Origin of the sequence: Algoriphagus algorifonticola, from assembly GCF_007655305.1 — a bacterium.
Lineage (GTDB): Bacteria > Bacteroidota > Bacteroidia > Cytophagales > Cyclobacteriaceae > Algoriphagus > Algoriphagus algorifonticola.
The window spans coordinates 60,859-85,704 of record NZ_VLOG01000019.1 but is presented as its reverse complement, the minus strand read 5'-3'; the positions used below and the strand labels follow the sequence as shown (position 1 = coordinate 85,704).

At 40.7% G+C, this 24,846-nt stretch carries 20 protein-coding genes and 1 other RNA gene (1 of these 21 only partly in view); 10 read left to right on the top strand and 11 right to left on the bottom strand.

What is annotated here, in order from left to right; all coding sequences use genetic code 11:
• Positions 1–356, bottom strand: a transfer-messenger RNA (tmRNA) gene (ssrA, locus tag FL972_RS04065); it reaches 115 nt to the left of the window's first position.
• A 321-nt stretch (positions 357–677) separates the two neighbouring features.
• Here ssrA and FL972_RS04060 point away from each other — a divergent pair.
• Both FL972_RS04060 and FL972_RS04055 read left to right on the top strand, forming a co-directional pair.
• Positions 678–1,823, top strand: coding sequence for a DNA polymerase III subunit gamma/tau (locus tag FL972_RS04060; protein ID WP_144603817.1), 1,146 nt, complete (start codon positions 678–680; stop codon positions 1,821–1,823).
• Positions 1,824–2,002: 179 nt separating this feature from the next.
• Complete coding sequence (locus FL972_RS04055; RefSeq protein WP_144603816.1) at positions 2,003–2,404, top strand: hypothetical protein; 402 nt, start codon at positions 2,003–2,005, stop codon at positions 2,402–2,404.
• On the opposite strand, the gene FL972_RS04050 is transcribed toward FL972_RS04055, so the two are convergent.
• Genes FL972_RS04050 through FL972_RS04035 form a run of 4 tightly spaced genes read right to left on the bottom strand, consistent with a single transcriptional unit; the run spans position 2,401 to position 6,950 of the window.
• Positions 2,401–3,393 carry a DUF3078 domain-containing protein gene (locus FL972_RS04050; protein ID WP_144603815.1) on the bottom strand — a complete coding sequence of 331 codons (993 nt, stop codon included), beginning with the start codon at positions 3,391–3,393 and terminating at the stop codon, positions 2,401–2,403. The two genes, FL972_RS04055 and FL972_RS04050, sit on opposite strands and share 4 nt — an antisense overlap.
• A gap of 14 nt (positions 3,394–3,407) precedes the next feature.
• Positions 3,408–5,018, bottom strand: coding sequence for a LysM peptidoglycan-binding domain-containing protein (locus FL972_RS04045; protein WP_144603814.1), 1,611 nt, complete (start codon positions 5,016–5,018; stop codon positions 3,408–3,410).
• Positions 5,019–5,077: 59 nt separating this feature from the next.
• Positions 5,078–5,722, bottom strand: a complete 645-nt coding sequence (locus tag FL972_RS04040) for an O-methyltransferase (protein WP_144603813.1) — start codon at positions 5,720–5,722, stop codon at positions 5,078–5,080.
• Between the two features lies 1 nt (position 5,723).
• Positions 5,724–6,950: a M16 family metallopeptidase gene (locus tag FL972_RS04035; RefSeq protein WP_144603812.1), complete on the bottom strand. Its 1,227-nt coding sequence runs from the start codon at positions 6,948–6,950 to the stop codon at positions 5,724–5,726.
• A gap of 151 nt (positions 6,951–7,101) precedes the next feature.
• On the opposite strand from FL972_RS04035, the gene FL972_RS04030 reads away from it, so the two are divergent.
• A complete protein-coding gene (locus FL972_RS04030) occupies positions 7,102–8,391 on the top strand; it encodes an aminopeptidase P family protein (RefSeq protein ID WP_144603811.1) in 1,290 nt (429 codons plus the stop codon).
• 242 nt (positions 8,392–8,633) lie between these two features.
• On the opposite strand, the gene FL972_RS04025 is transcribed toward FL972_RS04030, so the two are convergent.
• Positions 8,634–9,482 carry an endonuclease/exonuclease/phosphatase family protein gene (locus FL972_RS04025; RefSeq protein ID WP_144603810.1) on the bottom strand — a complete coding sequence of 283 codons (849 nt, stop codon included), beginning with the start codon at positions 9,480–9,482 and terminating at the stop codon, positions 8,634–8,636.
• A 62-nt stretch (positions 9,483–9,544) separates the two neighbouring features.
• On the opposite strand from FL972_RS04025, the gene FL972_RS04020 reads away from it, so the two are divergent.
• On the top strand, positions 9,545–10,438 hold the full coding sequence (locus tag FL972_RS04020; protein WP_144603809.1) for a flavin reductase family protein: 894 nt from the start codon (positions 9,545–9,547) through the stop codon (positions 10,436–10,438).
• 510 nt (positions 10,439–10,948) lie between these two features.
• Here FL972_RS04020 and sppA read toward each other — a convergent pair.
• Positions 10,949–12,715 carry a signal peptide peptidase SppA gene (gene sppA / locus FL972_RS04015; RefSeq protein WP_144603808.1) on the bottom strand — a complete coding sequence of 589 codons (1,767 nt, stop codon included), beginning with the start codon at positions 12,713–12,715 and terminating at the stop codon, positions 10,949–10,951.
• 69 nt (positions 12,716–12,784) lie between these two features.
• Here sppA and folK point away from each other — a divergent pair, with 69 nt between their 5' ends.
• Positions 12,785–13,267: a 2-amino-4-hydroxy-6-hydroxymethyldihydropteridine diphosphokinase gene (folK, locus tag FL972_RS04010; RefSeq protein ID WP_144603807.1), complete on the top strand. Its 483-nt coding sequence runs from the start codon at positions 12,785–12,787 to the stop codon at positions 13,265–13,267.
• Between the two features lie 133 nt (positions 13,268–13,400).
• Here folK and fabD read toward each other — a convergent pair whose 3' ends face one another.
• The gene (gene fabD / locus FL972_RS04005; RefSeq protein WP_144603806.1) at positions 13,401–14,276 is read right to left on the bottom strand and encodes an ACP S-malonyltransferase; all 876 of its coding nucleotides are present in this window, start codon (positions 14,274–14,276) and stop codon (positions 13,401–13,403) included.
• Positions 14,277–14,329: 53 nt separating this feature from the next.
• Complete coding sequence (locus FL972_RS04000) at positions 14,330–15,259, bottom strand: LysR family transcriptional regulator (protein ID WP_144603805.1); 930 nt, start codon at positions 15,257–15,259, stop codon at positions 14,330–14,332.
• An 86-nt stretch (positions 15,260–15,345) separates the two neighbouring features.
• Between FL972_RS04000 and FL972_RS03995 the strand changes: the two genes are divergently transcribed.
• Positions 15,346–16,305 carry a sodium-dependent bicarbonate transport family permease gene (locus tag FL972_RS03995; protein WP_144603804.1) on the top strand — a complete coding sequence of 320 codons (960 nt, stop codon included), beginning with the start codon at positions 15,346–15,348 and terminating at the stop codon, positions 16,303–16,305.
• On the opposite strand, the gene FL972_RS03990 is transcribed toward FL972_RS03995, so the two are convergent.
• Both FL972_RS03990 and FL972_RS03985 read right to left on the bottom strand, forming a co-directional pair.
• Positions 16,302–16,724 (bottom strand): thiol-disulfide oxidoreductase DCC family protein, encoded by a 423-nt coding sequence (locus FL972_RS03990; protein ID WP_144603803.1) that lies wholly within the window; start codon positions 16,722–16,724, stop codon positions 16,302–16,304. The two genes, FL972_RS03995 and FL972_RS03990, sit on opposite strands and share 4 nt — an antisense overlap.
• Positions 16,721–19,495 carry a T9SS type B sorting domain-containing protein gene (locus tag FL972_RS03985; protein WP_144603802.1) on the bottom strand — a complete coding sequence of 925 codons (2,775 nt, stop codon included), beginning with the start codon at positions 19,493–19,495 and terminating at the stop codon, positions 16,721–16,723. The genes FL972_RS03990 and FL972_RS03985 overlap by 4 nt, the downstream gene beginning before the upstream one ends.
• A gap of 320 nt (positions 19,496–19,815) precedes the next feature.
• Between FL972_RS03985 and FL972_RS03980 the strand changes: the two genes are divergently transcribed.
• The 4 genes from FL972_RS03980 to FL972_RS03965 all read left to right on the top strand — a co-directional run bounded on the left by FL972_RS03980 (position 19,816) and on the right by FL972_RS03965 (position 24,845).
• Positions 19,816–20,496: a succinate dehydrogenase cytochrome b subunit gene (locus FL972_RS03980; protein ID WP_144603801.1), complete on the top strand. Its 681-nt coding sequence runs from the start codon at positions 19,816–19,818 to the stop codon at positions 20,494–20,496.
• Between the two features lie 14 nt (positions 20,497–20,510).
• Positions 20,511–22,445, top strand: coding sequence for a fumarate reductase/succinate dehydrogenase flavoprotein subunit (locus tag FL972_RS03975; protein ID WP_144603800.1), 1,935 nt, complete (start codon positions 20,511–20,513; stop codon positions 22,443–22,445).
• 23 nt (positions 22,446–22,468) lie between these two features.
• Positions 22,469–23,218 (top strand): succinate dehydrogenase/fumarate reductase iron-sulfur subunit, encoded by a 750-nt coding sequence (locus FL972_RS03970; RefSeq protein ID WP_144603799.1) that lies wholly within the window; start codon positions 22,469–22,471, stop codon positions 23,216–23,218.
• 196 nt (positions 23,219–23,414) lie between these two features.
• On the top strand, positions 23,415–24,845 hold the full coding sequence (locus FL972_RS03965; RefSeq protein ID WP_144603798.1) for a sodium:solute symporter family protein: 1,431 nt from the start codon (positions 23,415–23,417) through the stop codon (positions 24,843–24,845).
• The last annotated feature ends 1 nt before the right edge of the window (position 24,846 follow it).

Here is a 24,846-nt window from a genome sequence, read left to right as displayed (position 1 = left end):
GTACCGTCTACATGCTTAGTCACCGATTGGGTTTTCGACCAAACTATGCTGGGTGACACACCTAAGTTTGGCTTAGCGATTAGAACTTAAGCCTGCTTAATCGCATCGCAGGCCGCAGTCCAGTCAAGTCGACACCTCAATTCCACCCGGACCAGACAACGGATGGTGAGATGTGGCCGGGGAATCACTGTTTGTGACTCAACCCTTTAAGCTATCTATCCTAAAAGGTTAGATTAGGCAGCCATGGCGTAAGTATTTTCGCCATTTATGGTTCGTATGAATCTTTCAAGGCCGTACATACTCCAGCCTGCATGCAAGCCCGATCTTTACACTTACTGTCAAAACCGGTCAGCCCCATTTGCTAATGAGAAGACAAAAGTAAGCTAAATTTGGTTCCGTTCAACGGGAACTAGGTATTATATAAGAAGGGGAGAATGGAAGCGAGAGGCGAGAGACGAAAAGCGAGAGATGAGAAATTAGAGGCGAGTGACGAGAAGCAAGAGATTAGACATGAGAGTAGGGAAACGAGATGTGAGAGGACTAGCTACTTTATCTTTCAAATTTAATTTTAAAATCATTCAATAAGATATTCTTCAATCTCAGTCCTTTATATAAAAACTTCAATTTTGCTCAAATTTGAAGAAGGCTGAATACCGAGATTTTTATATCTTGCGGTGATGGAAAATTTCGTCGTTTCGGCAAGAAAATATAGACCGGCTAATTTTAAAAGTGTCGTGGGGCAACAGCATATCACCACCACACTTCAAAATGCGATCAAGAATAATCATCTTGCTCAGGCTTTTCTTTTCTGTGGACCTAGAGGGGTAGGGAAAACTACCTGTGCACGAATTCTTGCCAAAACAATCAATTGCGAAAATAGAGGGGAGGACCAAGAAGCCTGCGGGACCTGCGAATCCTGTGTTTCCTTCCAAAACAACTCTTCCTTCAATATCTACGAACTAGATGCAGCTTCCAACAACTCGGTTGATGATATCCGAAATCTGGTAGATCAGGTTCGATATGCTCCTCAAAAAGGTCAATATAAAGTCTACATCATTGATGAGGTGCACATGCTGTCCAATCAGGCCTTCAATGCATTTTTGAAGACTTTGGAGGAGCCTCCTAAGTATGCCATTTTCATTTTAGCAACCACAGAGAAGCATAAAATCATTCCGACCATTCTTTCCCGATGTCAGATTTTTGATTTCAACAGAATCCAAATCAAGCATATCGCGGACCATTTGAAGCACATCGCGGATAAAGAAAGTGTGAGTTATGAGGATGAGGCACTCCGTCTGATCGCTACCAAGGCAGATGGGGCATTGAGAGATGCACTTTCCATATTTGACCTGATTGTAACCTATTCTGCAGGTCAAAAAGTAACTTACAAAGAGACCATTTCTAACCTTCATATTCTGGATTACGACTACTATTTCAAAGTAGTAGATGCTTTATTGGAAGGAGATATTTCCCAGTCTTTGTTGATTTTTGATGAAATTCTTAAAAAAGGCTTCGATGGGCATAATTTCATCGTTGGTCTCTGCGAGCATTTCAGGGATTTGTTGGTAGTGAAAGATCCTGTGACCATAGATCTGATTGAAGTTTCCGAAAATGTCAAGGAGCGATACCTTCAACAAACCCAAGCAGCCAGTCAGTCTTTTTTACTTTCTGCTTTGAATGTTGCCAACCAATGTGACATTCATTATAAAACCAGTAAAAATCAGCGCCTTCATGTTGAGTTGGCTTTGATGAAAATGGCCAAATTACCTCAGGCATTGAACCTAGCTGCATTGGCAGTGGAGGAATCAAAAAAAAAAGCCTGAATAACGAAAAAGCGGTAGAGGAAAAAGTTCCCGATATCCCATTAGGTGCTGATTCCATTAAGGGGAAAACTACCCCTGTTCAAAAGACCATCTCGATTCCAACCAGTCTCTCCCAGACCAAAAAACTGGTCAAAGAGTTTGAACAGAAAAATACCCAAGCTGCGAAACAGGCAGACGATTTGGTAGAATTTGTTTCTACTGTGGAGACTAGTCAGCCTCTGACACAGGAACTTCTAGACCAGCATTTACCTCAGGTTTTGGAGCATTTCAAAAAGCAGGGAAAAAGTCTGGAATTAGCCATTCTCAACCAGCCCATCAAGGTCAAGGAGAATCAAATGATCTTGGAAGTAATGGGGCATGTGCAGGAAGAAAGGGCACATTCCATGCGTCAGGAGCTGATGACTCTGATAAGAAACCTGACAGGTGCAGGAAAATTTCAGCTATCCTTGGAAGTCAAGGAAGAAATCGAAACAGCCAAAAATAAACTTTATACGAGTTCGGATAAATTCAATTATTTATTGGAAAAGCATCCAGCTTTAAATGAGTTTAGAAAGAAGTTTGGGCTGGAGACTGATTTCTAAAAATCCAGAGAAATCCCAAAATTGATCAGGTTTTGCAACTGTATAGCCTGTTTGGATGTGCCATCATCCTGCTTGATAAATACCTCCTCATCGTAGATTAATACCGTTTCAATCCTCGTGGAAATGTATTTATTTACTTTCATTCGGATTGAAGAATTAAAGTTGACCACCATATTTCCGAATCTTTCATAATTGGAAAAGAGGTTAAGATCTGCTTTCCAATTGACATTCTCCATCAAGGAAATATCGGCCACAGAGGTGGCCAATGACATCCCGGCTTCAGCTCTTACATTTTCTCCAGGCGTAACACCAAAGGCTCCTACATTACTGAGTGAGTCATTCATGACAATGGTAAATCGACCTGTGAAAGGTGAAAGGATGACAGATAACTTACCTTTGTTTGGATAAGTTTTTCTATAATTCAAACCTGTGGAGGACTGAACATAGCCTGGAGAAAGCAGGTCCGATATTTTGGTTCTCAAATCGCTTTCACTTCCAGCCGGCCTGCTATACTTGAAACCTTCCAACAACTGAGTTCGGGCATCAATCTGAGTGGATAAGTAGAGTTTTTCTGAAATTTCCCGTCCGTAATTACTGACAAATATGAAGTTGTCATTGGTCTTTCTGGTTTGAAAAGCTCTATCAGTCTGTCTGTTAAAACCTAGATTGATATTCAACTGCGTGTCCCAGACCTTTTTGTCTTTTTTGTAGTTGGCATAAAGGGAAACTCCTGTATTGAGGGCGAATGAACTCGTACCACCAGCTGCCCAGTTGCTCAAAGTAGACTGGACAATATTTAGATTGTAATTACCTCCGGTTTTCCAGAAAACTTCCTTGACGGGTTCATCAATCAATAAGGAATCACCAAGCATCAACAGGGTATCCCCGTTGATCAATACTGTATCGGGAATGATCTGTATATCTTGAGCTAAAATCTTTCCGCTCAGGAGGAAAACCAAAAGTCCTGCTAGGAGAAGTAATCTGGGCATGAAAAAGGTCGAAATCAGGGCTTGAAGATAGTTAATTTCTGTCCAACGCTGATAATGTTCTGGCTTCCGATTTGGTTCCAAGTTTTCAGCTGATCTACTGTAACGCCGTATTTTTTACTTATCGCATATAGAGTTTCTCCCGGAGATACGGTATGAGTGATTTTACTAGGCGAATTGCTGTAGCTAGGCTCAGGATCTTGGGTAGAGGTATCATAGACAGGGATAGTCTGATTTTGAGACTTAGGCTCCGACTGTGATTGAGCTACTTTAACAGGAGTTGATGAAGGTACAGTGACAACGGGAATTTCTTCCCCTCTTTTTCTGTGTTCCTGCAGGCTCAAGACCATTCCTGCCTTCAAATCCTCATCCCTTCTGATTCTGTTTTTTGCCTTCAAAGCTGAAAGCTTGATTCCATATTTTTGAGAAATACTCCAAAGTGTTTCTCCCGGCTGGACAATATGAGTTTCAATTTCCGCTTTAGACTTTTTCTTTTCAGTGTAATAATATTTTCCTGCTTCTACTTTTTCTTCAGGATCCAAGTCATTCAGTCTTCTAAACTTTCTTTCTTTAATCCCGATTTTATCTGCAAATTTTTCAGGGGAGGTCGTGTTTGCTGCTAAGACACCGTCCAATTCATTAACTGTAATCTGATCAGGCTGAGTAGCCTTGGTGGTGTTTCCTGAAATTTTAGGATAAGAGTTGGCCTGCTTATAAGCCGGATAATATTTTTCCTCAGCTTTACTTTTTTGACTTGGTTTGGTCTGGCTAGGTTTTGATTCGATCACAGCAGGTTTGTAGTCCAATTTTCCTTCCTGGATATAAACCAAAGAAAATCCTCTACCAGCCGGAATTTTTCCGTTGATGGTCCATTTGTTCATTTCTTTTAGATGCTCTTCGGAGACCTGGTATTTTTTTGCAAGCTCCTTGAGTGAGGTGGGGCCTTGTACCTGAACTTCAACCAAGCGCTGTGAATTGCTGACCAGCACCCCTCCGATTTGGTTTTCAAACGCGACTTTGTGGGCTAGAAATTTTTTAAAATACCAGTGAGAATTTCTATCAATATCAATGATTCGCTGACTATTATATCGGTTTCCAAAATAAGCTTTAGCACCGCCTAAGCCCATTTGATAAGAAACCAAGGCACACATCCAATTATCAAAAGTGTTGTTATGCTTTTTCAGATAAAGAGCTGCTCCACGAGTGGAGTTTACTATATTTTTTCTATCATCTATTTGGCTATCCACTCTCAAAAAGACTTCCTCTGCGGTACCTTGCTTAAACTGCCAAAAGCCTACCGCATTGGAGGTTGAGACTGCATCAGGGATCAAACCACTTTCCTGAATCACTAGGTATTTTAGATCCAAAGGAACTCCAACGCTTCTGAGCTCCCGTTCTACGATTGGCATGTAAAGATTTACCCGCTCCAGCTTCACTTTGAAGTAGCTGGGGTTTCGGTACAAGGCATCAACATCTAATTGAATTTCCCTTCTAGCCTGAGGATTGATGCGGATAATCATGTCTGCAAATTCCATTTCCGCAGGCACCTGTGGTATTTGCGCCAGAATAGGAGTAGAGGCTAAAAGGAAGCAGGAAAAAATGAAAAATTGTAAACTTTTGAAATTCATGCTCGGTCGTCTTCTGATATCAGCCCTGCATGAGCAAAAATGATTCCCATTTTATGAATTCACAGTTTTCTTGCCATTAAGATTCCATCTCTTATAGGTAAAATACTGTTTTCTACTCGGGAATCTTGGTGAACCTTCCGATTGAAATCCAATATAGCCTCAGTGTCTTTGTCTAATTTTTTTCTTCCTTCTGGCAATACTTTTCCAGACCAAAGTACATTATCTGCCAAAATGATACCCCCTGAAGGCATTTTATCGATCACCAAGTCGTAATAACTAGAATAATTGAATTTGTCAGCATCTATGAAAACCAGGTCAAATGGACCTTCCAAACTAGGGATAATATCCAAGGCGTTGCCTAATCTGTAGTCTATTTGTGTGGCAAGACCACTTTCTTCAAAAAATCCACGAACCATGGTTTCCAGCTCATCATTGATATCAAGCGTAATTAGCTTTCCACCTTCAGCCAGTCCTTTTGCCATACAAATTCCTGAATACCCAGTGTAGGTTCCTATTTCCAAAATCGTTTTTGGACGAAGCATTTTTACAAACAGCTCCAGGATTTTTCCCTGTAAATGCCCTGAAATCATTCTAGGCATTAGGACTTTGGCCTGAGTTTCCCGGACAATTTTTTTCAAAAGAGTATCCTCTTCTGAAGTATGGGATTCACAATAGGCTAATAATTCGGGATCTATAAACTCCATTTTAATTCGGTAAATAGGTGAGGTAGCTGAGTTGCTCTGGATTGAAAATTTCCTCGGCTATTGCTAATACCTCTTCGGCTGTGGTGCTTCTTATCTGCTCAAAGATACGTTCCAAAGGGTCTATTTTCCCATGATCGATCAGACTTTTGCCAAATACAAGCATCAACGCAGCATAATTTTCTTCTGCCATTGCCATTTGTCCAATAGCCTGCTCCTTCGCCATGTGGAGTTGCATAGTCCCCAGTTTTTTGGTTCTTAGCTTATGCAATTCCCGGTGAACAATTTGAGTGGATTTTTTTAAGGTTTTTTCTTCTGTGCCAAAGAAAATCCCAAAGAATCCGGTATCCGAAAATGGCTGATAACTGGACTCAATGCTATACACATAGCCGTATTTTTCCCTTAAAGCAAGGTTGAGCCTGCTGTTCATGCTGGGCCCTCCCAAAATATTATTGAGAAGAAATAGCTTATATCTATTGGGGTCATGCTGTGAATAAGCAGGTCTGCCTAAGGCACAAAGGGATTGAGATATGTCCCTGTTTATGGTTTTGACTTGAGGTGCATATGTATGAAATGCACTTCTGGCATAAAGTGTCCTTTTGGGTTGTATTTCTGACAAAGGACCTTCAATTGCCTTTAATGCCTTAGAAAAGGAAATATTTCCCACGATAGAAAACACTACCTGTGAGGTATCAAGCCGGGTGGATATGAAATCAAAAAAATCTTGTTGACTGAAGTTTGATACAGTTTCTTCCGTGCCGAGAATATTTCTTCCCAAGGAGTGATTTTCAAATACCAAAGCATCCAGCTCATCCTGAATAGAGTCATCAGGAGAATCTCTATACATAGACATTTCTTCCAGGATTACTTGGCGTTCTTTCTCTATTTCTTTGGTAGGAAAAGTGCTGTTGAATGTGATGTCAAACAACAAGTCGGCTGCCTTGGAATAATGCTCTTTGAGCACCGATGCATAGAAACAGATTTTTTCTTTGGTGGTATAGGCATTCAACTCTCCTCCCAAAGACTCCAGGCGATTGATGATGTGAAAGGTTTTCCTTTTTTTGGTTCCTTTGAAAGCCATATGCTCCCAAAAGTGGGCCAGTCCTTCCTGTTCTTTGGTTTCATCCCTGCTACCTATATTTAAGACAAATCCGCAATGCACAAGTCGGGTATGAGTTACCTCCTGATGGACTATGCGGATACCGTTGGCTAGTTCTTTAATTTGATACATCTTAACTCTTTGAATTGAAGGTAATAAAAAATCTACCTTTTAAACTCCCTACGAATAATGTTAAGTTTGTCTATCGAAGTTCAATTTTGGTTCTTTTCAATAAGGAAAATCTAAAAAAGGTAATCCTAAAGAATTTAAATCCAGAGATTTTATGAAATATACACCCTTACCAGCTGCTTTGTATGTGAAAAACAGGGCAAAACTTGCAGCAAAAATGGCGAAAAATTCTGTTGCAGTTCTCAATTCCAATGACATTATGCCTACCAATGCGGATGGTACGATGAGATTTAGGCAAAACAATGATCTTTTTTATTTATCAGGGATTGATCAGGAGGAAAGTATCTTATTAATTGCCCCTGACTGTCCTAATCCTTCCATGAGGGAGGTGTTGTTTTTAAGGGAAACCAATGAGCACATCGCAATTTGGGAAGGACATAAGTATACAAAGGATGAAGCTCAGGCAGCATCGGGGATAGAGAATATCCAATGGCTTGCAAATTTTGATCAGGTTTTCAATACGGTTACGGCATTATCTGAGCGGATTTATTTGAATACCAATGAGCACCTGAGAGCTGGGGTAGTGGTGGAGACACGGGATGCCAGATTTATCAAAACCTGTAAGGAAAGATTTCCATTGCATGAGTACGAAAGACTAGCTCCCATTATGCATGAGATAAGGGGGGCTAAAGAGCAAGCGGAAATAGACCAAATGCAGATTGCCTGTGATATCACAGAAAAGGGTTTTAGAAGAATTCTCAATTTCGTAAAACCAGGAGTCACAGAATATGAAATTGAAGCTGAATACTTGCACGAATTTGTCAGAAATAGGAGTAAGGGCTTTGCTTATGAGCCAATCATAGCTTCGGGTGCATCAGCTTGTGTGCTTCATTACATTGAAAATAATAAAGCCTGTAAGGATGGAGATTTGTTGCTGATGGATGTAGGGGCAGAGTATGGAAACTATAATGCGGATATGACAAGGACAATTCCTGTGAATGGTCGATTTTCCGAAAGGCAGAAAGCAGTGTACAATGCAGTATTGAGAGTGCAAAAGGAGGCGATGAATATGCTAAGGCCCGGAGTGACTATCCAGGATTACCATAAGGAAGTTGGCTTGATTATGCAGTCCGAATTGATAGGCTTGGGATTGATTGATATAACGGATGTAAAAAATCAGGATCCAAACTGGCCGGCTTATAAGAAGTATTTCATGCATGGAACTTCCCATCATATAGGTTTGGACGTGCATGATGTGGGTACTATGTATGGTCCTATTACTCCTGGTATGGTGTTTACTGTTGAGCCAGGAATTTATATTCAAAATGAGGAGATTGGAATCCGACTGGAGAATAATATTGTGATTCAAAAAGACGGATATTTCGACTTGATGAGGAATATACCAATCGAAGCAGATGAAATTGAGGAAATTATGAATTCTTAAGAAAGCCCCTTACAATAATGCCCCCAAAAAGTATCTTGCTTCTTGGGGGCATTTTTATTTTTAAACCCGGATTATGCATTAGAATCTGTAGTGAGAGATCAAACCGCAATAAAATCAATCCGCCTGAGGCGGAGAATGAAGCATAGCACCGCTACGGTGATTGAGCTAAATACAGCAAAGCGATTGATTTTGAAGCGGTTTGGACTCGTAATAAGAAGTCTACTGCATATTTCGGGTTAAAATTACTTCCACTGAATTTCTACCATCACGGGAAAGTGATCTGAGGGATATTTTTTACCATAATTATCTGTTAATATTCCATGACGAATAACCTGAATTGAGCCATTGACAAAGATGTGATCAATAATTCCGTCAGGCATTTTATCCCAATCAAATCCGGTAAATGTACCAGCAGGACCGTATGCGGGAATCTCAGAGATTAATCGGGCATCCTGCCATCCAGGAGCAGAAGTGATAGTGGTATAGGCCGGATTGTCAGGAGTCACATTAAAGTCTCCCATCCAAATAACCGGGAGATTTTCTTGGTTGATGGCATTGATTTGTTCCAGAACTAATTTACTGCTTTCTTCTCTGGCTTGCTGGCCAATATGGTCATAGTGAATGTTGAAGACATAGAAGGACTGTCCGGATTGGTCTTCAAATTTTCCCCAAGTACATACTCGATTAAGCGCGGCGTCCCAGCCTTTGCTTGGGAGTTCAGGTGTTGGGGAAAGCCAAAAAGTACCGTGATCAAGCATTTGATAGCGCATAGAGTCAAAAAGAATGGCCGAAAACTCTCCTTTTTCCTCTCCGTCATCTCTTCCAACTCCGATGTAATCATACGCTAAACTTTTCTCCAGCTGCTTTACCTGATGAAGTAAGCCTTCCTGAATGCCAACAATTCCGATTTGATGAAATTGGATCAGTGAAGTGACATGAGGTAGTCTGTCTTTCCATAAATTCCCATCGTCTCCGGGATTATCCCAGCGGATGTTAAATGTGGCAATTTGATGTCTGTTTATTTGGGCAATGCTTCCTGAAGCACTTAGAATTATGAGAAAAAGACAAAGAATGATTGATTTTAACTTCATTTTGGAGGAACTATATGGTCAGAAAAGGTTTATCTATTAAAATTGAATTATAAATTGAAGAAATGAAAACCATTTATCCCAAAGACCTAGCGACACCTGAATTTCACGCACTTTTACAGGGCAGTATTGCTCCCCGCCCGATCGCTTTTGCTTCAACCATAGATCAGGCAGGAAATGTAAATTTGAGTCCTTTTAGTTTTTTTAATCTATTCAGCACTAATCCGGCAATTTTGGTTTTTTCTCCTTCCAGAAGAGTCAGAGACAATACCACCAAGCATACCTTGGAGAATGTCAAAGAAGTTCCGGAAGTTGTCATCCATGTAGTTCACTATGGAATGGTAGAACAGATGTCTTTGGCAAGTACAGAATATCCCAGAGAGGTAGATGAGTTTGTTAAGGCTGGGTTTACGGCTATTCCTTCAACGGAAGTGAAACCGCCGCGTATCAAAGAGGCGAAAGTCGCTTTTGAGTGCAAGGTGAATGAGGTAAAAGCTTTAGGAGATCAGGGAGGAGCTGGCAATTTGGTTATTTGTGAGGTGATTGCAGTTCATGTAGATGAGGAGATTTTCGATCAAAATGGAGTAATTGATCCTAACAAAATTGATTTGGTAGCCAGACTTGGAGGAAACTGGTATTCTAGAACAAATGGTACTGCACTTTTTGAAATTCCTAAACCTTTGAGGACTATGGGAATTGGTGTGGATCAAATTCCTGAAGAAATCAGAAGTAGCCCGGTCCTAACTGGCAATAATTTAGGGAGATTAGGAAATGTGGAGCAGCTTCCTAGTGCTGAGGAAATCAAGGCTTTTGGAGAGAGTCCCATTCTGGAAGAGATGAGGTTGAGATTTAAAAATGACCATGAAAGCTGGATCTATCATATCCATGAGTTAGCCAAGCAATTATTGGAAAAGGGAGAAGTAGAAGCTGCCTGGAAAACATTGCTTCAAAAGCTTTAAAAAATTTATCAAGCATAAAAAAGCCTAGCTCGGATGACGATCATTTGTCAGCCTGAGTCTTAAATATTCTTCGAACATATAAAAAATGATATGACAGGGTCATCCAAAATGGATTTGTCTGTTGTTATTTCACAATTGAAACCCTTTCCTTTTAGAAGAACTTATTTAGTGAGGGCGCGGTGGGCTGACGCAGCAGCGGGCCAGCGTCCGGCCCAGTGCGGCTGAAGCTTTGCTGCGTCTTGAATTTTTGGTTCTTTTGGTTCAAGCCAAAAGAACAAAGAGAAAAAAGGAAAAATGATTAATTGATGTAGCAAGTGCTTAATTCAATTGAAATAAATTTTCAATAAGAAAGAATTAAATTCCGAAAATTCTATTTTTTCGGAATTTAATTTAATCTATCATTGGTAGCTGAGTCGAATGCTGTTTCCGGAATTAGGAATACATTTCGATCCCGTACAATTGTTGGGACGCTCAATGTGACAAAGGTTCGTATGATTCAGCCAATTATGCTTATTTAATTACTATATCCTGTGGCATTCTGACTTGAATTCCCTGATAATGTTTCAGCTTATTTACTTTTTGATAAAGCCCAAAGTGTTCACCTAATTGCGCTTGAAGGATTTTTGTTTCTACGCTTTCACCTAGATCTGACATAATCTGCTCAAACCAAGGCTTGATCGTTGGGTAGTATATAACACGGTAATCATCTCCTGCCTCTATTTTGGCCACAGCAATTTCAATTGCTTTATCCAGTCCACCCAATACATCCACTAAGCCTCTTTCCAGAGCTTGATTTCCAGTCCAAACTCTTCCTGAAGCAACTTCTTTCACTGCATCTGGACTCATTCCTCTTCCCTCAGCTACACGCTTGATAAAAGTGTCGTAACCATCTTCAATTGAGCTTTGTATGATTGATCTTTCTACTTCTGTCAGATCTCTTCCGGGATTCATGAAATCAGAAAGTTGACCGGTGTTGACCACATCCGTAGTGATACCCAACTTGTCATTGATTAGCTCCTGTACATTAAACCATAAGCCAAAGATCCCGATAGAACCTGTGATGGTGTTAGGTTGGGCAACAATAGTATCTGCCGGTGCGGAAATATAATATCCGCCAGATGCTGCAACTTCACCCATGGAAACGATCACAGGCTTTACTTTTTTCGCTTCGGCCATTTCTCTCCAAATTACCTCAGAAGCTACAATTGATCCTCCGGGAGAGTTAACTCGCAAGACAATGGCTTTGATGTCGTCATCTTTTCTTGCCTTTCGGATTTCTTTGGCAAATTTTTCCGAACTGATCACTCCATCAGCTTCACCTGAGACTATTTCCCCTTCGGCGATGATAACGGCGATTCTATTTTTGGAAGTAACATTCTTGGATTTTGCTACCGAACCTAAATCCGTTGCATTGATTGTCAGAATGTCATCATCTTCTTCTAAGCCTAGCTTTTCCCGAAGTTTAGCATGAACCTGATCTTCGTAGAGTAGTTCATTGACCAACTGATATTTCACCGCGTCTTCCGGCTTTCTGACTAGCATCAAATCATTGATCAAGGTCATGCTGTCCAACGCCACAGATCTGGAGTTTGCTACCGCTTGGACCATCTGGTCATTGATATCATCCAAGAAATATTGGGTTTGCAGGCGGTTTGCCTCACTCATTTTATCTAAAATAAATGGCTCAACGGCACTTTTGAACTCGCCTACTCGGAATACTTCCGGCTCTATCCCTACTTTCTCGAAGAAGCCTTTTAGGAAAATCACCTCCGATGCCAATCCGTTGAAATCAATCCCTCCCAGCGGATTCAGGTAAATCTCATCTGCAACAGAAGCTAAATAATAGCCCCCTTCCGAATAAGCTTCATCATAGGCAATGATGAATTTTCCGGATTCCTTGAAGGCTTCCAGCTCTTCGCGCAATTCTAGCAAATTGGCTTGACCAGCTATAATCAAACCTGTATTAAGATAGATGCCTTTAACTTTTTCATTGGTTTTCGCTTCACGAATGGCTTTTTTCAAATTGACCAAACCTGCAGTTATAGGATTGCCAAAAGGATTGGCAAATTGGCCAAATGAAAGTTTATCATCACTGGTACGCTCCACCAATGTTCTGCCATTTAAGTCAAGGTGTAAAATGGTATTTTCTTTAACGGTTACTTCCTTTTCTCCAGTGGAGGCAACTATTCCTATTAATCCCAATAGGAGCAAAAGGCTTAAAATACTGAATACAAAAAGCCCGACGATGACGGCTAATACGTTTCCTAAGAATTTCATAATGAATACATTTGAAGTAGCTAAAATAGGCTAATTTGGCGAGTCAATAAAGATAATTTCCTTCAGATTATGAATAATGAGGTTGTATTGATTTTGGGAGGTAATTTAGGGGATACCTTGAGCCTTATTGGAGAGGCGAAAAAGCAGCTTCTTAATCTTGGAGAACTAAAAGGCGAGTCCTCTATTTATCGAACGGAGGCCTGGGGAAATGTGGCTGACCAGGATTTTTTAAATCAGGTAGTAGTGATCTATACAGCCTTGGAACCCTTGGAGTTTTTGAAGGAAATTCAAGGAATTGAAAAAGTATTGGGTAGAAAGAGGTTTGAAACTTGGGGGAATAGAACCATGGACATTGATATCCTGTATTGGAATCAAGAGGTAATTGACCATGAAAATTTAAAAGTGCCACACCCTTACTTGCAAAAAAGAAAGTTTGTGCTCATTCCTCTAGTTGAAATTTTACCGGATCGAATCCATCCTCAACTCAATCAAACCAATTTCCAACTTTTGGAAGTTTGTCCAGATGAGTCTTTCGTTGAAATTTTAGGGTAATTAAAAAAGGCTGTCTCAAAAGTGATTTTGTCACATTGAGCGAAGTCGAAATGTGTGCCAGATTGACAGGAATGGCCTTTGACTCTGCTCAGACTGACATTAAAACTATTTAGGAAACAGCCTATTTAGATTCTTACAGTCCTGAAACTTGGGCTTCAGGATGAATTTTTTTGACTAGGCCCTGCAATACTTTTCCGGGTCCACATTCCACAAAATCTACTGCGCCATCTTTGACCATGTTTTGAACAGACTGAGTCCATTTCACAGGAGCAGTTAACTGAGCAATCAAATTGGCTTTAATTTCAGAGACATTGCTGACCGCCGTAGTACTTACATTTTGGTAAACCGGGCAAATTGGTTCGCTGAAAGTAGTTTCTTCAATCGCTTTCTGTAATTTCTCCCTGGCAGGCTCCATCAATGGAGAATGAAAAGCTCCTCCAACGGGTAGGGGCAATGCTCTTTTGGCTCCTGCTTCTTTCATTTTTTCACAGGCGATTTCAATTCCTTTGTTAGACCCGGAAATGACCAATTGGCCTGGACAGTTATAGTTGGCAGGAACGACCACTTCTTCAGTAATTTGGGCACAAATTTCCTCTACTTTTTCATCTGCTAATCCCAAAATTGCAGCCATAGTAGAAGGATTGATCTCGCAAGCTTCTTGCATAGCCATAGCTCGCTGATAAACTAATTTCAAGCCATCTTCAAAGGCTAAAGTACCATTGGCAACCAAAGCAGAAAATTCACCTAAAGAATGACCTGCTACCATATCAGGATTGAAGTCAGGGGTGGTTTTTGCCAAAATCACCGAATGAAGAAAAATTGCAGGTTGTGTCACTCTGGTTTGCTTCAGCTCCTCATCAGTTCCGTCAAACATGATGTCGGTAATTCTGAATCCCAAAATTTCGTTCGCTTTTTCAAAAAGCGCTTTTGCCTCTGGATTTTCTTCGTAAAGTGCTTTTCCCATTCCGGGAAATTGGGCGCCTTGGCCTGGAAAAACAAATGCCTTCATGCGTTTTTATTTGTTGAGAGGGCAAATATAAGATTTTTCCTTTTGGTGGGTGGTCAGTTCAATTCGTTCAACTGCTCAAAGTGATCTTGGAAAATTTTCCGCTTATTTTCACTTACCCAGCGGATAAAAGCCTTTACTGCGGGGGCATGTTTTTTTTGCTTCAACCAAACCAATTTCCAGTCAGCTACGATAGGAAGTCCCTCGAATTTTAGAATATGGATCCGTTTTTCTTTGATTTCGTTGACCATGGAATAGGAGGAAAGAATGGAAGCACCCAACCCAGCCATGATGGCTTGTTTCACTGCCTCGTTGGTAGCCAATTCCATTTTACTGTTGGTATTGATGTCCCTGTCATGAAAAAATTTCTCCATCATCACTCTTGTTCCTGATCCGCTTTCTCTCAATATAAAGGGAATTTTCTCCCATTTATTTTCACTGATTAATTTTTGGTATTCTTCGGCTTTTTTTGGCGAGCAGGCCAAATACCATTTATTTTCCGCGATGACGATGCTTTCAAGGTTCATTTCATCCGGAGCAATCGACACTAACGCCAAATCAGTACTATTTTCTTCCAAATGAGCCAATACTTTAAAGCGATTTGATACCTCCAGATTGATTTCCACATGAGGATGGATTTTCATGAAATCGGCCATCAGATAAGGAATAATGTATTTCCCTGTCGATACAGCAGAGATTCTGATTTTTCCGGCCAATAAGCCTTTCAATTCCATCATTCTCTGTTCGATCTGATCCATCTCCGCAAAAATCCGCTCAGACATATCCACTAATTCCTGCCCAAATTCTGTGATGTGGATTTTCTTCCCAATGATTTCAGTGAGCGGCACATCAAAATTCTCCTGGAGATTTTTTAATTGTACCGAAACAGCCGGCTGAGTCATATTCAAAGCCTTTGCGGCTTTGGTAATACTTTGAAAATGGGCTATGCTACTCAGGGCTTTGAGCTGATTCAGTGAGATGTTCATAATCAAGATTAATACAAAAGTAATAAACGATAAAAAAATATTATGTTTTTGTTTTTTTTAACCTTTCTCTTTGGAATCTTTGCAGCATGGATTTCCAGATTTTGATTAACAATCTCACCAACCCGAGTCTTTTGTTCTTCGTGTTGGGAATTTTAGCGGTCCGATTCAAGAGTGATCTGGAAATACCCGCAAATTCTGCCAAGTTCATCGCGCTCTACCTAATGCTATCCATCGGATTTAAGGGTGGGCAAGAATTATCCCATAGTGAATTTGACATATCAATTGTCTGGGCACTTTTATTTGGTCTGACACTTTCTGCAGGAGTTCCTATCTATACCTTTTTTATTTTGAGGAAAAGGTTGGGGACTCCAAATGCCGCGGCAATTTCAGCAGCATACGGTTCAATTTCAGCCGTAACGTTTGTAGCTGCCGTGGCTTTTTTGGATATACAGGGCACTTCATTTGGAGGACATATGGTTGCCGTGATGGCATTGATGGAGGCTCCTGCAATTATTTCAGGGGTAATTTTATTGAGGAAATACTCTGATACCAAGCCTGAAGGAGGAATGAGGCAAATTGTCAAACATGCGCTTACCAATGCCTCTGTATTACTTATTTTGGGAAGCTTAGTGATTGGGTTTATTGCAGATGAAAAGCAGGCGGAGGGAATTAAGCCTTTCGTGACAGATATTTTCAAAGGATTCTTGGCCGTCTTTTTATTGGATATGGGAATAAGTAGTGGCAGAAAGCTAAAATCCTTTTTCAAATACGGTTATTTCTCTACTGTATTTGCCATTGTAATTCCCCTTATCAATGGATGTATTGTAGCCTTTATCAGTCATTGGATTGCGCCCGAAATCGGTGACAGGTTTATCTTTTCTATCCTGGCTGCTTCCGCTTCCTATATTGCTGTACCTGCGGCTATGAAATTAGCAAACCCAGAAGCCGATGAAGGTCTTTATATACCAATGGCATTGGCAATTACCTTCCCCTTCAACATCACTTTTGGAATGCCGGTTTATTGGATGATTATACAGTATTTCTAAATCGGGCTATTTTCTGGAGACAGAAACTTTGCCCTTTCTTCCGGTTTGGGTAGTCGGCAGGTGTTTTTTTTCCCAAACCATTTATACCTGTTTTTCCCAATCCAATCATAAACTGGATCTCTTAACCATCTAGGTAAAATAATTAAGGGATAAAAAAATGGCCAAAGTCCAGCGAGATGTTTGGAGATTTTTAGTGCGGCGGTACTTCGGTAGAATACTTTTGAGTCCTGAATCAGCACTAAAGAGTCTAAGTAGTCCTCTTTGACATCAAATTTGGAAAGGATTTTTTTGCTGAAATCATCCTGCAATGCTCCCACTAGAAACTGATCTCTTTTATCATTTCTGATTATAAGATCAATGGAAGCATTGCAGAGATTGCAGACTCCATCAAAAAAGATGATGGATTTATTTTGGCTCATCGAAGGATTTGAATGGTTCCTTTGAGTGTTCGCTCTCTTAAGCTCGGGTCTAATACATCGAAGAATACTTTGCCGGAATAGAAGTAAGTACCAGCCGGTAAATCATTTCCGTTCTTGTCTCTTCCATTCCAGCGAATGAAAATGTCATTCTCGTTGGACTCCAGACTATTGTAAGTAAATACTTCAGCTCCCCAACGATTGACAATCATAATCTCTACCCCAGTCACAAATCGTGGACATTGAGAGAATGGATTGTCAAAAGCAGAGAAGGTATCGTTCAAGCCATCACCATTAGGTGTAAATGCATTTGGTAAGACATAATTAGGACAATTATCCACACAAACTATATTACTTGGCTCACTTTCATTGCCGGATCTATCAATCGCAGTAATGTAGTAGCAACCTCTGTAATTTGGCAAATTGTTAATTCTCGTGGATAGCTGGATAGCAGATAGTTGGGCTACTAATTCAAACTGGCCTTCTTCACCATCTGGTGTGAAGTAAAGTCTATATCCTGCCAACTCGTCATCGCACTCTCCTGAGAAATCAGGCTCCCAACTTAAGTCATGGAAATAGGTGTTGGAATTACACGGTTGCTCCGCCACGTAAGCACTACATTCCGGCCCTTCAAATGTCAAAACAGGTGGACAAGGCAACCTATTGTCATCCGGTTCTGCACAGATGATTTGAGACTTGTTCTCCAAAGGATACTCCAGTCCCTCAACATTATATGCCCCCTTGGTGATGACATAGTAGCAGTATTCCAATTCTTTTTCCAAAGGGACTCCATTGAAGCTTCCATCATCCAGGAAAGTAAAGCCCGAAGTAGTGACATCTACTTCAGCAATCAGTTCAAAGGTATCTGTATCCTGTGCATCTGCATCAGTTCTATTTCGGTACACCTCATGTTTAAATTCGCTGACAGAATTATTCCAAGGAACAGTAAAGCTCCAGTTTAACTCAATTGCTTCATTGATAATGGTAGGTTCCAGCCTCACTGAAGATGCAGAGGAGGATGTATCAATTTTGGTGTTATTGTCAAGTAATACTACTCGATAATTATATACCAGATCCTCGGTATTCAGTCCTGTATCAGTAAATAAAGTATCAGAGGTAATGCCCAAACTGGTTCGGTTTTGATTTCCTGTAAAGCCTTCACTTCTCAGCAATTCGTAGGAGTAAGGTCCGGGGAATTGAGTCTGATCAATATCATAAGGGGGAGTCCATTTGATAAATATTTCCCCATCTTGAGTAGCTGTTGCCTCTACGCTTACATTGGTAATAATAGGAACGTCCACGTCAATCGTGATACAAATTTCATCAGATACTATACTTTCCCCTGATCTAGGAGAAGGGAATCCGGCTACCAATCTGTAGCAATATGTATTGCCTGGAGCTAAGCCTTCACCACCGTTCAAATCGGTAAAGCTGAATGTCTGCATGTCGGTAGTACCAATCAACTCATACCCTGGTCGAATACCTGTTTCGCAACTATCAGGCTCATAGGGGTCAGAATTAATTCTTCTCCATATCTGCATTTCTGAAGCAGAATTGGCACAAGCATAAGGATTCCAATTCAATTCTACAGACCTTCCCTGAAGTTGTTCCAGTTCATCCCAAACAGGAGGTGGTCCGATCACTTTGATTCTCCAGGTTTTGACATCAACCAAAGCGGGCCCAGACCTAGGCTGATCCGTGATTCGAACTCTCACATCATATTCTCTTGCCCGAACGTGATTACAGACTGTTTGCCAATTGAAATTGACGACTCCAGGACTCGGCTGGAAGGTAGAAACAGGGGCATAATTTGCAGGATTGGAGATTTCCAAAGGTTCTCCAAAGACTTCAATTTTGATAGGATCTCCGTCAGGGTCTTGACCTTGGATGATTTCCTGAATATTAGTTCCTGCTACCACACAGAGATCCGGTGGTAAAATCAATTCTGGTCTTCGGTTATTCGAGTTTTCAATAATGATCTGCATGTCCCGGACAACATATCCAATTCGGGTCCATTTACCATCCAGTTTTCGCCATTCTACTATCCTGAAGGCAACATTGAACTGTCCCGCAGTGCCTGGAGCATCCCAGATAAGATCTCCGAAAATAGGATCCAACCTCAAGAACGCAGGAGTAGCACCGCTTTCTTGGCTAAAGCTAAATTCACTGCTGGCAGGGCTTCTGTAATTATTTACCGGTCTTTGAAAGGCTTGTTTTGGGACATCTAATTCGTAAGACAAACTGTCACCATCTGGATCAAAAGCTCCTGGGTTATGAATGTATCTAACATTAACAGCACCATTATCTACTGGAGGGATGGTTAGTACAGGGGAATTATTAACACCAATAAAAGGATCTATGGTAATTTGAGTTTCCACATAAAAAGGAGTGTCAACCGAGTTATCCATATTTAAGGTGAGGTCATTTCTGTTAAATTCCTGAAATCTGATGGTGTAGACACCAGGACCCTGAAAAGTATGCGAGATAACAAACGTGTTTTTTTCGATCTGATTTCCCAAACTTTCTACTAAAAAAAAGTCACTTTGGGTATTGAGCTGTTCTACTCTTCCATCACCAAAGTTGATTGTTCCCGGACCGAATACCACATTGGATCGGGTATCAGTATATCCGACTACCGTAATCCTGTAAGTTAAAGTCTGAACGGAAGTTCTTTCGGCGATGATTTCTCCTGCACGAATATGAGTAGCCCAAACAGTAGCAAGGCCTAAAATGAAGTAGACGAATAAAAATCCGAGAGAAAGTTTAAGCTTCATGGTATTCCCGATTGATCCAATTTTATTATAAAAACACTAGAAGAGACGAAAAGTTGACTCCTCGTGTTCAATTCTTCGAAATATACTTACGAAATAAAGGGAAGTAAGTAGAAATTCTCCGTAAAATCAAACAATAAAATCAAACAGCCTGTTGAATGAACTCATAGACTGGCTATTTAAAACGATTAAACAAGGATTTTATTTAGAACCTTTTAAAATAAGATCGGAGATTATGAATGGATTGTTTACTAGCTGTTCCACATGTAAATTTGGAGCAGTTATTATAAGACATTCGTTTTAAACTAATTCAAAAAAATTGTATGAGCTGGGTTACCAAAACCTTAAGTAGCACACTAGGAAGAAAATTGATCATGGGATTGACCGGTTTATTCCTCATCCTGTTTTTAACAGGACACGTATCTGGAAATTTATTGCTTTTCAATGACGATGATGGTCAGGCATTTAATATTTATGCCAAATTTATGACTACCAATCCGGCAGTAAAGATCCTCTCTTATTTAACCTACATTTCTATCATCGGTCACGTAGTTTGGTCTATCTGGCTAACTAGACAGAATAAAGCAGCCAGACCAGTAGGTTACGCCGAGTCCAAAGCTTCTACTAATTCAACCTGGTCCTCCAGAAATATGGGGATTTTGGGTACTATCATTTTAATTTTCTTGGTAGTCCATTTACAGGGCTTTTGGTATGAGATGCATTGGGGAAATGTACCAACTGTTACCTATGAAGGGGAAGAGTACAAAGACCTTTTCAGCATAGTTACCTTCGCATTTCAGAATGAATTATTGGTTGCAGGGTATGTGATAGCAATGGGTTTCCTAGGTTTTCACTTATCACATGGATTTGCCAGCGCATTTCAAACTTTAGGATTGAGTCATAAAAAATATTCACCTGCAATAGAAACTGTAGGTAAGATTTATTGTGTAGTGGTTCCTGCGCTTTTTGCCAGCATGCCACTTTATATCTATTTCACTAGCTAATTTAATAGTCCCGTATGATACTAGATTCCAAAATACCTGCTGGTCCTTTAGCAGAAAAATGGACTAAGCATAAGTTTAACAGCAAGCTGGTCAATCCGGCAAACAAGAGAAAGTACGAGGTCATCGTAGTGGGTACAGGTTTAGCAGGAGCTTCTGCGGCAGCTTCTCTGGCAGAGTTGGGTTACAATGTCAAGGCTTTTTGTTTCCAGGATAGTCCAAGAAGAGCGCACTCTATTGCAGCTCAGGGCGGAATCAATGCTGCTAAAAACTATCAAAACGACGGCGACTCAGTATTCAGATTGTTTTATGATACCGTAAAAGGTGGTGACTACCGTGCCAGAGAGGCAAACGTGTACCGTCTAGCGGAGGTATCGGTGAATATTATTGACCAATGTGTAGCGCAAGGTGTACCTTTTGCACGTGAGTACGGAGGTCTTTTGGCCAACCGTTCCTTTGGTGGAGCGCAGGTTTCCAGAACCTTCTATGCCCGTGGTCAAACCGGACAGCAATTGTTATTGGGAGCTTATTCAGCTTTGAGTAGACAAGTTGCCAACGGAAAAGTAAAATTATATCCTCGTACCGAGATGATGGACGTGGTGGTGATCGATGGTCAGGCCAAAGGTATTGTGACCAGAAATCTGATTACCGGCGCCATTGAAACACATGCTGCCCATGCAGTATTGCTTTGTACAGGAGGATATGGAAACGTGTTCTTCCTATCAACCAATGCAATGGGTTCCAATGTAACAGCGGCTTGGAGAGCTCACAAGCGCGGTGCTTACTTTGCGAACCCTTGCTATACTCAGATTCACCCTACCTGTATTCCAGTTTCTGGAGATCATCAGTCTAAATTGACTTTGATGTCAGAATCTTTAAGAAATGATGGTAGAGTATGGGTGCCAGCTTCTAAAGAAATGGCAGAAAAGCTGAGAAAAGGTGAAATCAAAGCAAATGATATTCCTGAGAATGAGAGGGATTATTATTTGGAGAGGAAATATCCTTCCTTCGGTAACTTGGTGCCAAGAGACGTGGCTTCAAGAAATGCAAAATATGTTTGCGACGAAGGAAGAGGTGTGAACGAAACTGGAGAAGCAGTTTTCTTGGACTTCAGAGATGCTATTAAAAGAGATACTGAAGAGGTGATCAGAGCAAAATATGGTAACCTTTTCGATATGTATCAGCAAATCACCGGTGAAAATCCATACAAAGTACCTATGATGATTTATCCAGCTGTTCACTACACCATGGGTGGGCTTTGGGTAGATTACAATTTGATGACCACTGTGCCTGGTTTGTATGCATTGGGAGAGGCTAACTTCTCTGACCATGGTGCTAATAGATTAGGAGCATCTGCTTTGATGCAAGGTTTGGCGGATGGTTATTTCGTAATCCCTTACACTGTGGGAGACTACCTAGCTCAAATCGGACCAAAGCCAGTGGATGCCAATCATCCGGAGTTCGAAAAGACCGCGAAAGAAGTGAAGGAGAGAATCCAAAAGCTTTTGAGCATTAAAGGATCAAAAACCGTCGATTACTTCCACAAGAAACTTGGTAAAATCATGTGGAATGAATGCGGAATGGCTAGAACGGCTGAAGGTTTGTCAAAAGCTAAAGCTGAAATCAAAGCATTGAGAGCAGAATTCTGGAAAGACGTGAAAGTCCTTGGTGATAATGAGGAACTTAATCAGTCTTTGGAAAAAGCGCATAGAGTAGCTGACTTCCTTGAATTGGGAGAATTGATGATCGATGATGCTTTGAATAGAAATGAGTCCTGTGGAGGACACTTCAGAGAGGAATATCAAACTCCGGAAGGAGAGGCTTTGAGAGATGATGAAAACTTCGCTTACGTTGCTGCCTGGAAATACACAGGGGACAATCAGGAGGAAGAACTCTACAAAGAGCCATTGGAGTTTGAAAACGTGAAGTTGACCCAGCGCTCATATAAATAATCAAGACAAAAATTCATAGTAGTATGAAATTGACATTAAAAGTTTGGAGACAGAAAAACAACGCCGATCAAGGCAAGTTTGTCTCCTACCCTGTAGAGGGAATATCCAAAGACATGTCCTTCTTGGAAATGATGGACGTGCTCAACGAACAATTGACTGAAAAAGGAGAAGATCCTGTACATTTTGATCATGACTGTAGGGAAGGTATCTGTGGAATGTGCTCCATGTATATCGATGGTAAGCCGCATGGTCCTCAGCAAACTACTACCTGTCAGTTGCACATGAGATCTTTTAACGACGGTGAGACCATCACCATTGAACCTTGGAGAGCTAAGGCTTTCCCAGTGGTAAAAGATTTAGTGGTAGACAGATCTTCATTTGACAGAATTATTCAAGCCGGGGGTTATGTATCCGTCAACACCGGTGGTGTTCCTGATGCAAACGAAATTCCTATTCCTAAGAAAATTGCAGATGAAGCGTTTGATGCAGCGACCTGTATCGGCTGTGGTGCTTGCGTAGCAGCTTGTAAAAATGCCTCAGCAATGCTTTTCACTTCGGCAAAGATCTCTCAATTGTCCATGTTGCCACAAGGGCAGGTAGAAAGAAAAGAAAGAGCAGAAAAGATGATTGCTCAAATGGATGCTGAGGGATTCGGAGCTTGTACCAATACAGGTGCCTGTGCTGCGGAGTGTCCTAAAGGTATTTCCCTAACCAATATTGCGAGAATGAATAGAGAGTATTTCTCTGCAGTAGTGAGTAGCGAAAACGTCTAAAATCCATATTAACGAAAAGAGCCAGGTTCGCCTGGCTTTTTTGTTTCTATACATTCAATTTGTGTTTTTTAAAGTGGAAATAGGACTGAAAAGTTATTTTTAACATAAAAACCCAATAAAATTTCAAATTAGAGGCTTTTTTGCTAACTTTGAAAAATTATATTTTAAAATCAATTGATACAAATCCAAAAACATAATGCATTCCATAGATCTCTTGATCTTCCTGATATACATGATCGCCATGCTAGGTGTGGGCTATTTTTTCATGAGAAAAAACACAGGACAGGAGGACTATTATGTTGGAGGCAGGAGTATAGGTAGTCTTCACATTGGATTATCTGTTGTAGCAACTGATGTAGGTGGAGGATTTTCAATTGGACTAGGAGGCTTAGGTTTCGCAATGGGACTTTCAGGTTCCTGGATGCTTTTTACAGGATTATTGGGAGCTTGGCTTGCAGCAGTTATTTTAATTCCTAGAGTAAAGTCCGACCCGGCATTTGCCAAATTTTTCACCTTTCCCCAGATAGTAGGATATCTCTATAATTCCACCACTGCAAGAGTGGCAGCTTTGATCTGTTTTTTGGGATATTTAGGATTTACCTCTTCTCAATTATTAGCCGGTGCAAAATTGGCTTCAGGTACTTTTGAGGCTTTGGATTTGCAAACGGCTTTATTGATCATGGGTGCGATAGCAGTTGTTTACACCGTGATGGGAGGGCTTAAAGCTGTTATCTACACAGATACTATCCAATGGATTATTTTGATGCTGGGCTTGATGTTTATTGGTATACCCATGTCCTTTCATTATGTAGGTGGATGGCAGGGAATTCAATCCACCTTGCCAGCTGAATTCTTCTCCTTCTCCAATTTAACCTGGCAGGATTTATTCAATTGGGGAATTACTATTATCCCAATTTGGTTTGTAGGAATGACGCTCTATCAAAGGATTTTCGCAGCCCGAGATGTCAAAACAGCCAAAAGAGCATGGTTTATTGCCGGACTGTTTGAATGGCCAATTATGGCGCTGATGGGAGTATCTTTGGGCTTACTTTCAAGAGTCGCGGTCGAGCAGGGGGCTTTAGAAGGTTTTACTACTGCCATGGATCCAGAGATGGGACTACCTGTTTTGCTAAGCCAGATTTTGCCTGCCGGCATTTTAGGATTAATGATGTCTGCCTATTTTTCCGCAGTCCTTTCTACTGCTGATTCTTGCTTGATGGCTGCATCTGGGAATTTGACTACAGATTTGTTAGGCAAATATTTAAAAGGGAAATCTCACAGGTTGGAGATGAGAGTGTCCCAATTATTGACATTGCTGATTGGAATAGTAGCGATAGTAATTGCTTGGCAAATGACGGAAGTTCTCAGCTTGATGCTTTATTCCTATGCCTTTATGGTATCTGGTTTACTTGTACCAGTTGTGGCTGGATTATTCTTTAAAAAGGATAATTCAAAAGCTGCGGTGTCTGCAATGATAATAGGAGGGGGCTTGACAGCTACCCTTACCTTCTTGGAAGTTGGGCTTCCATTTGGCTTGGATGCCAACTTATTTGGCTTAACTGCCTCTTTATTTACTTATATTAGTATTTATAAAATTGATCAAATCTTTATCCCTAGTAATAAATAAT